Raw genomic sequence first — 13,426 nt, 5'->3', positions numbered from 1 at the left:
GGTTGTTTATTTACTCGAAATATCAATGTCAATTATATGACATTGGGGCTTTGCACCAAATCGAAAAGGTACTAATGTCGTCCCATAGCCATTGCTTACTAAAGTCATGACACCATCACGCTGACGATAGGAACCATTTGGATGAACACCATATGGACCGAATCTGATTTGCCCTCCGTGTAAATGTCCCCCCATCATTAAATCCGCACGATATTTAGCCCGAACTTTCGCAAAAACCTCTGGATTATGGGCGATAAAAACAACTAAATCCTGATCTCCTATCTTTGCAAAAGCTTTTTCAAAACTATATTCTTTAACAGTTGTATCCTCAATAGCACTTAACCAAAAGCTATTTTTAAGCGGAAGCTGTACGGCATCATTGACAATAATTTGAACATGGTATGCCTGTAAAATGTCCTTCAGTCTTTCTTCCCCAATTTCTCTGTCATTATTGCCCCAAATAAAATAGGTTGGTCCAAGGGACGTTAATAATGATAAATTTTCATGAATACGATCAATCGGTGTACGGCTATCCGCAAAATCACCGCCAATAATTACTGCATCAAAATGATGTCCCTGTAACTGTGCAATCATTTTCTTACTTATTTTACGTAAATGAACATCTGAAATAAAAAATAATCGTACCTTCTCCTGTTCACCCTGTAATGAAAGCTGGTGAGACAATACATTATTTTCATGTGCCACCTTCCACATATAAAGTGGAGGGGCGATGACTACCAAAAGAAATAGCCCTAAATATAGCATTTTCTCACTTCTCCTTACGACAGCAAAAAGGCGATTCTTCTTAAAAAACGAATCGCCTTTTTGCTAAATCAGACGTACGTTTTGGTGTGAACGTTTGTCTGTAATTTTATACTAGAAAACCTATATAACGATAAAAAAATTCTATTAAGGTAACTTAATGACTTGCCCAACCATTACAGTATTAGAGGACATCCCATTAGCAGCACGAATTTTAGCTAAAGTCGCTTCACTGCCATCGCCATAGTGATTTAATGCAATTCGGTATAAGTTCTCATTTGCTTTTACAGTATGTGTCGTTGCTTTAGCATTTTGTTTTGCTTCTTCCGCTTTTCTAGCCTCTTCTGCTTTTCTTGCTGCCTCTGCTTGTTGTTGAGCTATTCTTGCTTCTTCAGCTTTTCGAGCTTCTTCGGCTTTTTTTGCTGCCTCTGCCTTTTTCGCTTCTTGAGCCTTTTTCGCTTCTTCAGCAGCTTTTTGCTCCGCTGCTAACTTATCAGCATCTTTTTGAGATTGCTCTTGAGCCTTCTTATCTCCCTGAGCGTCTTGACCCTTATCATCTTTTTCCTTATCTTTATCTGACGCAGATGCTTCTGAAGGATCTAATTCGACAACCTGTTCAGCTGTATCCTTTTCGGCTTGTTCAATCGTTTTTCCTGGTTCATAAAATTTCCAAAAATAAATAAGAATTGTTAATGGTATCAAGATAAAAATAACAAACAGAATCGTCATTAACGGTGTCTTACGTTTCGAATTTTTTGGCTTTTTGTTTTTATTACCGTTTTTATTCATTCTGGAAACTCTTGATAAGGATTGCTGTTCTTTTTGCTCATCTTCAAACGATTGACGATGCTCTTCTATTTTATCGCGATAATCTTCTTTATTCATTCGCCTTTCCCCCAACCTTACTACGCTTTCTATCATCTCTATTATGACGAATTTTACGAAAAAAGTAAATGACCGTCAGTTTTAGTCTAATTACCCATTAATAGTTGTTGCAATCGACTTTCCCACGTTGCCATTTCTACTTTCTTTTTCTCTTTTAAGCGTACTTTCTTGATTACATCATAATGGATTCCACAATTTTCACAACAGTTTTCCGGCTTTTTCTGCAATTTTTGCCCAAAATACCCGACTAAATGTTCACGAATACAGTCTTTTGTCTGTATGATTTGAAGCATTTCATTCACTGCATTGTATTTCTCTAGTGCTAAATGATTTAATCGGACCTTCACTTGTTCCGAAGACTCTCGTTGCAGCCAATAGTCTAACACACGGAAGGCTGTCTCACTTAACTCCCCATTTTTCAGCATTTGGATGGGCTGTATTTGCTGAGATAGCAGCTCCTGATAGCGGTCAACATGATGTAAAGTTGGTAAATCGCCTGTCACAACAAATTTAGCCAGCTCCTCATCACCTTCAGCATATAGTAATATAGCAAGTGCAGAGTGACCATCCCGCCCTGCACGTCCGATCTCCTGCATATAATTCGCTATATTGGCAGGCATTGATTCATGAATGACCTGCCGTATATCAAGCTTATTAATGCCCATACCAAAAGCGTTTGTTGCAACAATCCAATCAAGTTCACCAGCTATAAATTGCTGTTGAATAAATTGACGGTCCTCCACCCCATAGCCCGCATGATATGCAGCAACACGAACGCCCTCTTGTAATAAGGCTTCGCTATATTGTTGCGCACGTTTACGTGAGGAAACATATAAAATACCAGGTCCTGCCGTTTCCGTAACATGGTGCATGAGCCATCTAGCTTTATCAGCCTTATCCTCCACTACTACACGACCTAAATGAATATTCGGGCGGTCAACATTATACATAAACTCGAATGGAGCTTTGAGAGATAAAGTTTCCCGTATATCTCGAACAACCTTCTTTGTTGCCGTAGCAGATAATGCCAAAATTGGCGAACGATTTTCTCTCGATAGCCAGTCACCTATTCGTAAATAATCTGGTCGAAAATCAAAGCCCCATTGTGAGATGCAATGTGCCTCATCTACTACGATTAAACCTAGCTTCATCTGCGCCAGTTTCTCTTGTACCTGTTGCTGGAGCAGCATCTCTGGGGAAGTAAAAATAAAACGATATTGCTCTAAAAAATGTAATACATAACGTTTCTCTGTTAGTGATAAAAAGGAATTTAAAGCTACCACCCTCTTTTCCCCAAAACGCTTCAGCTCTTCTACTTGATCCTGCATTAATGACAGTAAGGGTGAAACAATTAGTACAGGTTTCTCTAATGTATAGGCTGGTAGCTGGTAGCAGAGTGATTTTCCCATTCCTGTTGGCAATAAGGCAATAACATCTTGTTCTTGTAGTAATGCCTCAATGACTTCTTTCTGTCCTGGCCGAAATGATGAATAACCAAAATGCTTATGCAATAATTGTTCAAGTTCCATTTATACTTCTCCTTTCGCAAGGACAAGCCTTAATTGAAAATAACTCATATCGTTTAAAGCTTCATGTAATATTTTCAATTTTTTTGTTTGATACTGCTTCGATGCCTGCCACACTTTTTGGGCTTCATCATAGGAGACGAATGGGCCAATAGAAAAGTTCGGTTCATACATAGCTAATTCCACAAAATGATCCTCAATTGTACTTTGTTTTAGTTTTCTCATTTGAACAATTTGCTCCATCGAATAACCTTGTTCATATAATTGTGCGGTTTGTTGTGCAGAATCTGTTAGCAATATTTTAACTTTTAATCCTTCTGCCACATGCCCTAGCAATGGGTAATCATCTATTTTTTGATGCACTTCATTTAATAATATATGTAGGGTTTCAATAAAAGCTAATTGACTATCCAGTACAGTTTCCTTCCGTTCATCTGCAAGCTGTTGCCACGTCCATCCTGGTAATTGATAACCACTTAAACGATACAGAACAAGCTGTTTGCTTGCATCTGACACAGGGAGAATAGTTAGCACATGATTACATTCTGTCAATAATTGCTGCTGTAAATGACCTTCCTTATAATGATGTGCCTGTAAAAAAGTTCGCACCCACGCTTGAATCATTGTATCTCTACTAATCGGTGAAAAGGTACGAACGGCTGCGGCTTGATGTGACAAACTTTGTACAATGAGAGAGAGCCTCGCAAAAAACACATGCTCATTTCCCCGATAGTGCCAACCATCAAAGAAAAAGGTTGGCGTTTGTTGTGCACGTTGTAATCCTAGCGTTTCCATGTAAAAATGACCAGATTCCTGCACATTTAACCAACTATTCTGCATAAATAAGTTTACAGCCTCATCAAATGTAGTACGAGATAGTTTTGGCAAGAGGCCAAAATATTGATGCAGTTGAAAAAGACCAATATCTTGAATCGTCTGGCCTGAACGCTTCCCTCTTAGGACATGATAGGCAGCCGAAATCGTCCGCTCTTTATTGAGTTTTTGAAAGATTTGCAATAAAATTTGATGAAACATTGACGCAAATTCCTCCAATTTAATAGTATTTAAGTTGAAATGTAAGATAAACATCTTTAAAATGAGTATGAAGCTTTGTAGGAACATCGTTAAAGGAGAGAATAAAATGGCTAAATACACAATAGTTGATAAAGATACATGCATCGCTTGTGGCGCATGTGGAGCCGCAGCGCCAGACATTTATGATTATGATGATGAAGGCATTGCCTTCGTTATTTTAGATGATAACATGGGAACTGCTGAAGTTCCAGAGGATCTATTGGAAGATATGCAAGACGCTTTTGAAGGTTGTCCAACAGACTCTATCAAAGTAGCAGATGAAACATTCGATGGTGACTCATTAAAATTTGAATAGTCTTCCGTTGATGTATATCTTAAAAGGCATCCTTCAGGGGATGCCTTCTTATTGATTAAAATATTGGCTATCTTTTGCATCAAGATAATAGGCATATGGTCCATTGCTATACATACCAATCTATTGGAGGAATGTGAATGTTTGAGCAGTTACAAGTTGAGCATAGTTTATTTTATATTGATCAAGACCATATGAATAGATTTAAAAATCTTGCTGCAAAGTGGCAATCAATATTTCCAGATGTTTGTGCGAAATGTTTGAATACTGTGGACGCATGGGCAAACGTGTTAAATAACTGGGTTTTCTTAAAATCGCAGCAGACCGATGAGCTCATTCTAAATCCTTCTAAAGCCATCTATTATTCCATCAATACATTCTTATTAGATGAGCTCCAAAAAATTCAAATAATTCAAAAAGTAAAAGAATGTGAGAATGATGATTTTCAGTATTTTGCGGCCTTCCACTTAGGAAATGCCATCGATTTATGGGTGTACGATACACTTGAAAAAAGTGCAGAATCTGATTTGTTAAAACCACAAAATCGAATACCTTATTATCTTGCCTTTTTAGACGATGATTTTCAAACAGACAATGCTTTATTCCATAAAAATCAAACAAGAGCAATCAAAATATTGGCACAGGTCATTCGGTCACAAAATTGCTTTAGAATCACTGTCAGTAGTGCTGTTAATCGAGCAGTAGATATGTATGATCATTATGTAACAAAATAAAATAGCACACTTTTTAATTCGTCTCTACTGTAAAGAGATGAATTTTTTTTGCTCTCTAAACTACTTCTCTTTTCATCTTGTTATTGCAACGTTATTTTATGTATGATAAGATTTTAGTAGTTGGTACTAATAACAGATATTATCTCACAAAGGAGTTCTTCATAATGATGGATAATTTATTACAATTAAAAGATAAGAACATTGTTGTCATGGGCGTAGCAAATGATCGCAGTATTGCTTGGGGCATTGCTAAACGTTTATTTGACGTTGGTGCAAATGTCATCTTCACGTATCGTCAAGAACGTTCATTAAAAAAATTACAAAAACAATTAGAAAATATCGGACAATCCGATTCTCTTGTTGTTCAATGTGATGTGAATAGTGACGACAGCACAAAAGCAGCTTTTGAAGAAATCGGCTCAAAGGTTGGTGTTATTCATGGGATTGTACATTCAGTGGCTTTTGCGCATGCAGAAGATTTACACAACCGCTTCCTTGAAACAACTCGAGAAGGCTATGCATTCGCACAAGATACAAGTGCCTATTCACTTATTTCCACTGCAAAAGCAGCTCATCCATACATGACAGAGGGTGGCTCTATCGTTACAATGAGTTACTTAGGTGCAGAACGAGTACTTGATGGCTACAATGTGATGGGCGTTGCAAAAGCTGCATTAGAGGCTTCTATGCGCTATCTTGCTGCTGATATTGGCCAAGATAATATTCGCGTCAATGCTATCTCAGCTGGTGCTATTCGTACACTCGCTGCAAAAGGTGTTCCTTCTTTTAACACAATCTTACACAAAATTGAAGAAACAGCTCCTTTAAAACGTAATGTTCAACAAGACGAAGTAGCAGATATGACGATTGTTATGCTATCTCACCTATCACGTGGTGTGACTGGTGAGACGATCTACATCGACGCTGGCTACAATATTATGGGTTAACAATAAAGAAGTATGGGAGGATGTATTATCCTTCCATACTTCTTTTTGTTGTTTATAGCATTGTCCATAAACTTTGGATCAACAAAATTAAGCCTGCTGCTACTAATAGAAAATAAATTAAGATTTTAAACAATTTTTGATTTAATCGCGTAAATAGCATTTGTCCAAAAATAAGTCCTAAGAAAACAATTGGCAAAGCATACATACTATATATCCAAACCATTTTACTTGTACCCTCAAAAATGACTTGAGAAAGTAAGCTAATTAGATAGATAAATATATAGTAGGCTAGTGAAACAGCTCTAATAGTTTCTTTATTTCTATGTGTGCTCGCAAAATAGAGCAACAGTGGTGGTCCAGCCATCCCAATACTTGTTGTGAACATACCTGATATAAAACCAACGCCATAATCTCTACTCCTTGTTTGTTGAATAGAGAAATTTTTAATCAATAGAATCGTAAGCCCTATAAGAAGGATAGCGATGAGCAGCTTAAATGTCGTCACATCGACTAAGGCAAATAGTATACTACCAAAAGGAGCACCTGCAACACTACCGATCATCACCTTTTTAAGCAACGCTACATCAATATCATGTCTCACCTTCCATATGAGTGAAAATGAAATAACAAGGGACAGTATTATATTTATTTGCATCGCCTCTTGTGGTGTAAAAAGCAACAGTAAAAAAGGCGTAGCCATAACGGAAAAACCAAAACCTGTACTGGTTTGTAAAATAGAAGCTGCTAGGATAATGAAAAAATAGAAAAGTAATTCCTGCAAAATGACACCTCACATCATGTTGTGATACGTTGTCTAACAATGAATCTTTTTAATAAAAATGATAGAACACAAGCAATGAATAAAAACAGAGCAATCATCACTATAACACCCATCCACCCATATTTCATCCAAAAAACGCCTCCTACTGTTCCTCCAACACTTGAACCAAAATAATAGAAAAATAAATAGAGAGAAGATGCTTGTGCTTTATCGTGGGATGCTCGTTTGCTCACCCAGCCACTTGCAATTGAATGAGCTGCAAAAAAGCCAAAGGTAAAAACGGTTATCCCTATAATCTTTAAAGTAAGTAGCCCATTGAGCGTTACTATAGCTCCAGCTAACATAATGGCAATGGCCAGTAAGAGCATTCGTTGGCGACCATAACGATCGGCTAAACTGCCAAACCATGCCGAGCTAAATGTCCCAACTAAATAAATGACAAATATCCAACCTACAATTGTGGCACTTAAATTATAGGGAGGTGCCATTAGTTTAAAGCCAATATAATTATAAAGTGTGACAAAGCTTCCCATTAAAAGAAACCCCATCCCATAAAGACACAGCATAGAAGGATCTCTTAAATGTTGCAGTAGGGTTTTGGTCAATGCTTTTAATTGTAAAGGTCGCGCGCTGAAATGTTTGGAGCTTGGTAACATCCAGACAAACAATAAACTAACTAGCAGGCTGATTCCTCCTAGTACCATCATGCCTGTATGCCAGTTATAATGGTCCGTTAAGGTACCAATAATAACTCGTCCACTAAGTCCCCCTACTGAATTACCGCTAATATATAAGCCCATGGCAACCCCTAAGCTTGCTGGTTCCATCTCTTCTCCCAAATAAGCCATAGCGATTGCTGGTAAACCTGCAAAAACGATGCCTTGTACAACACGTAAAACTAAAATTGTTTCAAAGTTAGGTGAAAATGCAAGAGCTAGTGTCAGGACAGAAGCTGCAAAAATAGAAATCGTCATCAATGATTTTCTTCCCCATGCTTCTGATAACGAACTGACAATTATTAAACTCACCGCTAATGCAAAGGTAGTTACTGAAAGAGATAAACTTGCTACAGCTGGTGAGACGTGAAATGCTTCTGAAAATGTTGGTAGTAATGGCTGCGTTACATATAGGTTAGCAAACGTAATAAAGCCTGCTAAAAATAAGGCCCAATTCGCTTTATGAAACGCCCTCGTACCCTTTTGTATATAGTCCATGAAACTCTCTCCTTAACTTCTTCCACATGCTACTATTATTCTAATACAATATTTCGCAAAACACACGTCTCCTTGTCAAAAAATAGACAAAAAGGCCTTCATTTTCACCGGTGCAAAAAAATAATAATTGACAAATGAAAGCACTTCACATTTGTATGTTCTTCTTTTAATAAAAAATAAATAGCTATTTTGACTTGGCAAATATTGTGCTACAGTAAAAGTAATCATCTAGAACCATTGTCATAATGAAGACAGATGACACAACCATTTTCATTGACGAGACTTGGAGGAATTTTTATGAAAATTATTGAAGCTTTAGCCCTCGCAACACCTTATATTCATCTAGCACTAAAACAAGAAGCCATTGTAGCTGTTGTTGAAAAGGAAAATGAAACAGTCGTTAAATACTTAGCAGGTAAACGTGTGGATTCCGGCTACCATGATGGACAAAAAGTTAACGCCAATGACCAAAATGTTTTCATCGCCTTTAATGGACAAAATGCAGATGTGGTGATACCAGAGGATGTTTACGGTGTAGCAATCAATGCTTTTTCATTCCCCATTCGTGAAAATGGTCAAGTAGTAGGTGCATTAGCTTTTGGCTTACCAATAGATAATGAGCTCAAACTTGAAGATTATATGGCTACGATGGATAAGATCGTCAACAGTCTACAGGATAAAGTACATACAATCGCTTCCCATTCTGAGGAATTAGCGGCCACTAGTGAGGAAATTAATAAGCAGGCACAGCATGCCCTAGAGGACTCTGAAAAAACAAATGCCGTGACAGATTTAATTAAAAGTATATCTCGCCAAACTAATTTACTAGGTTTAAACGCATCCATCGAGGCTGCACGTGCTGGACAGCACGGCGCTGGCTTTAATATTGTGGCACAGGAAGTTCGAAAACTGTCCTTTGAGACGTCTAGTGCTACCGAAAATATAGAATCATCATTACGGAATATCAATAGAAATCTAGATAATCTAAAGCAAAATATGGGACAAATCAATGATGCAACAAATGAGCAAGCACAGCTCGTACAGGATTTCAGCGAAATTATAGAAGAATTAACTTTACTTAGCCGAGAAATGAAAGGCTTTATGCACAATGCGTTAAAATAATAATGAGGTGAACAATAATGCAAATTACCATAAACCAAGATTTAGCTTTACGGATGATCGCACCTGAAGATGCAGAGAAGGTTTTTGCATTAACGGATGCCTCGAGGGAATATCTGAAAGAATGGCTACCATGGCTAGATTTCACAAAAGAACTGGCGGATACAAAAGCCTATATTGAGGGCTGTATTAAGGGCCATGAAGCGAACAGTAGCCTCTCCCTAGTGATTCTCTTTAAAAATGAAATTGTTGGCATTGCAGGCTTTAACGCGATTAACCCGAGCAATAAAATCGGCACTATTGGCTATTGGTTGAGCGAAGGAGCACAAGGACATGGCATCATGACGAAAACGGTAAAAGCTTTATTGCAATATGCCTTTGAAACATTGAAGCTTCATAAAGTTGAAATTCGTGTTGCTGAAGCCAATCACAAAAGTTGCGCAATCCCAGAACGTCTTGGATTCATGCAAGAAGGAACCATTCGAGCTGCAGAATGGCTCTACGATCATTATGTAAATCACGTTATTTATGGCATGCTTGTAAGTGAATGGCAGCAACAACTATAAAAAAAACGACCTGATGAGATCATCAGGTCGTTTTTTGTTAGGATTGTTCTACCGCTTCTTTCGTTTCTTCAGGTGCTTGCTTTTTTTCAAGTCCTAAAGCAATCTGCTCTAATTCTGGACGCAATGTGTGCTTCCCAGCATAGCTCTCGATCAGCTCTTTTACATCGAGACCAGAAGTTTCTTTTAATGTTTCTTGAAGTGTAGACATTAAATTGGTTGCGTAAGATGTCACCTTATTCGCACCACTTCCCTCTCCACCACCAGTATCGACCACTGTAATCTTATCGATATTGCCAAGTGGACTTGCAAGCTCTTTTGCATACTCTGGCATCATGCGTACAACCATATCCAGTACAGCTGCTTGACCATAGTATTCAAAGGCTTCGGCAATCTTACGTTTAGCTTCAGCTTCAGCCAGACCACGTAGACGAATGATATCAGCCTCCGTCTCCCCTTGTGCTCGCTCTGCATCAGCTTTGGCAAGACCATCCAAACGAATTTTCTCTGCCTCTGCTTTTGCTAATGATTCAATACGATATTTTTCCGCATCAGCCTGTGCAAGCTCACGCATTTTTTCGGCTGCAGCATTTTGCTCCACTGCATAGCGATCTGCATCTGCTTTCTTTTTAACCTCAGAGTCATATTGCTTTTCTCTACGTAAAATCTCTTTTTCTTCTAATTCAATTTGCTTTTGACGCTCGATAATGCGAATTTGCATTTCTTGCTCCGTTACTTCCTGCTTAGCACGAGCAGTTTCAAGCTCATACGCTTGGTCAGCACGCGCTTTGGCAATATCCTGCTCACGTCGGAACTCAGCTACTTTTAATTGATTTTCTTTTTCTGCTTCTGCAATTTCCGTCGCACGCTCTAGTTCTGCCTTTTGTGCTTCCTTAGACGCTTCTGCACGTTTAATACGTGTTTCTTTTTCTGCATCTGCTGTCGCAATATCAGCATCTCGCTTTACCTGTGCGATTCTCGGTTTCCCTAGTGAGTCTAAATAGCCATTTTTATCTCGTACATCCTTGATCGTGAAGGATACAATGACAAGACCCATCTTTGCTAAATCTTGTGAAGCAACACGTTGAACTTCCTGTGAGAATTTATCGCGGTTTTTGTAGATTTCTTCAACCGTCATAGATCCTAAAATGGAACGTAAATGACCTTCTAATACTTCACGTGCTTCCCCTTCGCGCTCTGCTTTTTGCTTGCCTAAAAACTGCTCTGCTGCTGTCGCAATTTCTGAAATGGAACCGCCAATTTTAATAATGGCTGTACCATCTGCCATAACAGGAACACCTTGCTCTGTATACACCTCAGGCGTTGTCACTTCTAGTTTACTAGAAAGTAAGCTTAACGGCTGTGCTTGTTGGAAAATAGGGAATACAAATGTACCGCCCCCACGAATGATTTTAATGCGATTCCCCGACTCATCCTTATGTACATTTTTAGAGCCGAGATAGCTACCTGTCACAATCAGTGCTTCATCAGGACCCGCCGTACGATACTTTGTCACATATAAGCCGACTAGGGCAATTAATACAAATGCTACAATTCCTAAAACAATTAAGATATCGGTTGACATAGACATATCTCTCCTTTAAACAAATTTTTTCTCGTACGTTCTAACAAAAAGTGTTCCGTCCTTCACATCCACAACAAGTACGGTTTCATCATAGTCAATGGCTTCATTATCATAGCCCGTTGCCCGTTTTGAAATCATGCCACTTGTCGTTTCGATAACAACCTCGCCAAAACCATCTACTGGAATTGGCACAATAACTCTTCCTAATTGCCCGCCTAGCGATTCCTCTGTATAAGCTAAAGAAACATCAGCGGAACGTAGCGGAACGAGAACAAATAAATAAAAGATGGAACTTAAAATAGCACCGATGATACATGCAGCAATGATGTTCCAAACGCTAGAGAACCAGGCTAGTTTTTCTAAAATAAAACCTGCTGCTGACATCAACGTAATGAAAGATAGAATGACACTCGGATTAAAAATGGGTAGTCCTTCCCCAATACCTTCGACTGCATCACCAAAAAACATAACCAATACTGTGGCAAGGCCAGCGAAAATCAAAACCACCAAAAAGATCTGCTCGAGTGAATAGCCAAATAGCGTCAAGTTGCTCACCCCTTTTCATCATATTACCTACTATACGGATGTACCTCAGGAAAAGTTTCAAAATTTTTCAAATAAAAAGAGAGCATATATTTACTATGCTCCTTAATTGTATGTATAAATTCATTTTTAAGTTTTATGTTATGTAATTATTTTAACAGACGATTGAGCAACCACTTAAGGATTGCCTGATACATTCTATTCAAAATCATAAGCATTATTAATAAATATCTAGAATTTTTGTTTTTTCTACTATACCTTCTATTATTCTGTATGCCTCCCATTCTAAATGATCCATCTCCACTGCAATTTGCAAATTTAAATCACCCATCTCTTGATAACCTAATGCCATAGCATGTCTATCAATCTTAAAAGTAACTATTTTATCATTTTTTATTATTTTCATTTAACTCATTCCCTTCATTAAATGAATAGAACCTCTTTTATCAACACTTAACATTTCTATTAGTTGTATCAATTATCTAAAATTAGATTCAACATTAAGGTAAATGAGTTTGCTCACTTTTACTTTCTAACTCTAAATACGACCATTCAATTAAATAAATGGAATTAAGCAATTCCATTTGGAGCTTTTTAAATTTATTGATACACTCTTTTAAGTTTTGTTCATCTTCTATAGCTCTACCTTGATTAATAATTCTAATAATGTCCTTTGAAATCAAATTCTCCATATATTAACTCCTTTACGATATGCATATGTGATATAGATAGGATAAATCATTTTCATTTTTGCTATGTAAACAATTGCTAGGGCTTCTGCATCTATCCTACTTATTCTCCCTCTTGTTTGCGCAATGATCTCAGAAGCAAACTCTTTAACTAAATATTTCTCCATCATAATCCCCTTTTGCATTAATCAATCTATTAATTATTAGAATGGTACTTAATTCATTCGTTCCAAAACTCTATGGTTTGGATAGTTAACATTCAAATAATCTTTAAGACTCTTCAGGCAGGTAATATTGTTATTGATAATGGATTTTCTTTGATGGCCATTATATAAATAAATAATACCTTGGAATTCTACAACACAATAAATATTATCTTGATGATCATCCAACTGTACTAAGCTATCATAATGGATACCTATTTCCTGAGATTTTTTGTATATAAATTTTGCTTCACCTATTCCCTTAATAAGCTCAATCTCATCATCACTCCACTTATCCATTAGAATTAAACTAGAAAGAGAACTATCCATACATTCACAAACTAAAACATTCCCTCCCTCATCATTTAAAACTACATTAGAAATACTGCCATAAAAATTATTCATTAATTCTAAAGAGATATCACTATCCTTATAAATAACTAGCTCTAATATAGCAGTTGTATGTTTATCATTCATTTAAATCCCTC

17 protein-coding genes are annotated in these 13,426 nt (G+C 37.4%); 5 read left to right on the top strand and 12 right to left on the bottom strand.

What is annotated here, in order from left to right; translation table 11 throughout:
* Positions 1-6 precede the first annotated feature (6 nt).
* From VK91_RS00450 to VK91_RS00435, 4 genes are all read right to left on the bottom strand, one after another.
* Entirely contained in the window at positions 7-765 is a 759-nt protein-coding gene (locus VK91_RS00450) for a metallophosphoesterase (protein ID WP_048389788.1), read from the bottom strand.
* Between the two features lie 144 nt (positions 766-909).
* Complete coding sequence (locus VK91_RS00445; protein ID WP_048389785.1) at positions 910-1,647, bottom strand: LysM peptidoglycan-binding domain-containing protein; 738 nt, start codon at positions 1,645-1,647, stop codon at positions 910-912.
* Positions 1,648-1,733: 86 nt separating this feature from the next.
* The gene (locus VK91_RS00440; protein ID WP_048389784.1) at positions 1,734-3,176 is read right to left on the bottom strand and encodes an ATP-dependent DNA helicase RecQ; all 1,443 of its coding nucleotides are present in this window, start codon (positions 3,174-3,176) and stop codon (positions 1,734-1,736) included.
* Positions 3,177-4,208 carry a helix-turn-helix domain-containing protein gene (locus VK91_RS00435; RefSeq protein ID WP_048389783.1) on the bottom strand — a complete coding sequence of 344 codons (1,032 nt, stop codon included), beginning with the start codon at positions 4,206-4,208 and terminating at the stop codon, positions 3,177-3,179. It lies immediately after the preceding gene.
* 106 nt (positions 4,209-4,314) lie between these two features.
* On the opposite strand from VK91_RS00435, the gene VK91_RS00430 reads away from it, so the two are divergent.
* From VK91_RS00430 to VK91_RS00420, 3 genes are all read left to right on the top strand, one after another.
* On the top strand, positions 4,315-4,563 hold the full coding sequence (locus VK91_RS00430) for a ferredoxin (protein ID WP_004232564.1): 249 nt from the start codon (positions 4,315-4,317) through the stop codon (positions 4,561-4,563).
* A 137-nt stretch (positions 4,564-4,700) separates the two neighbouring features.
* Complete coding sequence (locus VK91_RS00425; protein ID WP_048389781.1) at positions 4,701-5,294, top strand: hypothetical protein; 594 nt, start codon at positions 4,701-4,703, stop codon at positions 5,292-5,294.
* A gap of 164 nt (positions 5,295-5,458) precedes the next feature.
* Positions 5,459-6,241 carry an enoyl-ACP reductase gene (locus VK91_RS00420; RefSeq protein ID WP_004232559.1) on the top strand — a complete coding sequence of 261 codons (783 nt, stop codon included), beginning with the start codon at positions 5,459-5,461 and terminating at the stop codon, positions 6,239-6,241.
* Positions 6,242-6,293: 52 nt separating this feature from the next.
* On the opposite strand, the gene VK91_RS00415 is transcribed toward VK91_RS00420, so the two are convergent.
* Entirely contained in the window at positions 6,294-7,022 is a 729-nt protein-coding gene (locus VK91_RS00415) for a sulfite exporter TauE/SafE family protein (protein WP_048389779.1), read from the bottom strand.
* 14 nt (positions 7,023-7,036) lie between these two features.
* Positions 7,037-8,236: an MFS transporter gene (locus VK91_RS00410; protein WP_048389775.1), complete on the bottom strand. Its 1,200-nt coding sequence runs from the start codon at positions 8,234-8,236 to the stop codon at positions 7,037-7,039.
* Between the two features lie 297 nt (positions 8,237-8,533).
* Between VK91_RS00410 and VK91_RS00405 the strand changes: the two genes are divergently transcribed.
* Entirely contained in the window at positions 8,534-9,358 is an 825-nt protein-coding gene (locus VK91_RS00405; protein WP_048389774.1) for a methyl-accepting chemotaxis protein, read from the top strand.
* A gap of 17 nt (positions 9,359-9,375) precedes the next feature.
* The gene (locus VK91_RS00400; protein ID WP_048389773.1) at positions 9,376-9,921 is read left to right on the top strand and encodes a GNAT family N-acetyltransferase; all 546 of its coding nucleotides are present in this window, start codon (positions 9,376-9,378) and stop codon (positions 9,919-9,921) included.
* 37 nt (positions 9,922-9,958) lie between these two features.
* On the opposite strand, the gene VK91_RS00395 is transcribed toward VK91_RS00400, so the two are convergent.
* The 6 genes from VK91_RS00395 to VK91_RS00375 form a co-directional block, all read right to left on the bottom strand.
* Positions 9,959-11,503: a flotillin family protein gene (locus VK91_RS00395; RefSeq protein ID WP_004232547.1), complete on the bottom strand. Its 1,545-nt coding sequence runs from the start codon at positions 11,501-11,503 to the stop codon at positions 9,959-9,961.
* A gap of 15 nt (positions 11,504-11,518) precedes the next feature.
* Entirely contained in the window at positions 11,519-12,049 is a 531-nt protein-coding gene (locus VK91_RS00390) for a hypothetical protein (protein WP_004232545.1), read from the bottom strand.
* Between the two features lie 217 nt (positions 12,050-12,266).
* Positions 12,267-12,452 (bottom strand): hypothetical protein, encoded by a 186-nt coding sequence (locus tag VK91_RS00385; RefSeq protein WP_048389767.1) that lies wholly within the window; start codon positions 12,450-12,452, stop codon positions 12,267-12,269.
* Positions 12,453-12,546: 94 nt separating this feature from the next.
* Positions 12,547-12,738, bottom strand: coding sequence for a hypothetical protein (locus VK91_RS00380; protein WP_048389766.1), 192 nt, complete (start codon positions 12,736-12,738; stop codon positions 12,547-12,549).
* Entirely contained in the window at positions 12,726-12,902 is a 177-nt protein-coding gene (locus tag VK91_RS22640; RefSeq protein ID WP_156181889.1) for a hypothetical protein, read from the bottom strand. Before VK91_RS22640 ends, VK91_RS00380 begins: the two co-directional genes overlap by 13 nt.
* A gap of 48 nt (positions 12,903-12,950) precedes the next feature.
* A complete protein-coding gene (locus tag VK91_RS00375) occupies positions 12,951-13,415 on the bottom strand; it encodes a hypothetical protein (RefSeq protein WP_048389765.1) in 465 nt (154 codons plus the stop codon).
* Positions 13,416-13,426 lie beyond the last annotated feature (11 nt).

The organism is Lysinibacillus sp. LK3, from assembly GCF_001043675.1.
Taxonomy (GTDB): Bacteria; Bacillota; Bacilli; order Bacillales_A; family Planococcaceae; genus Lysinibacillus; species Lysinibacillus capsici.
The sequence above is the reverse complement of the archived record's forward strand: the minus strand, read 5'-3'. Positions and strand labels throughout refer to the sequence as shown.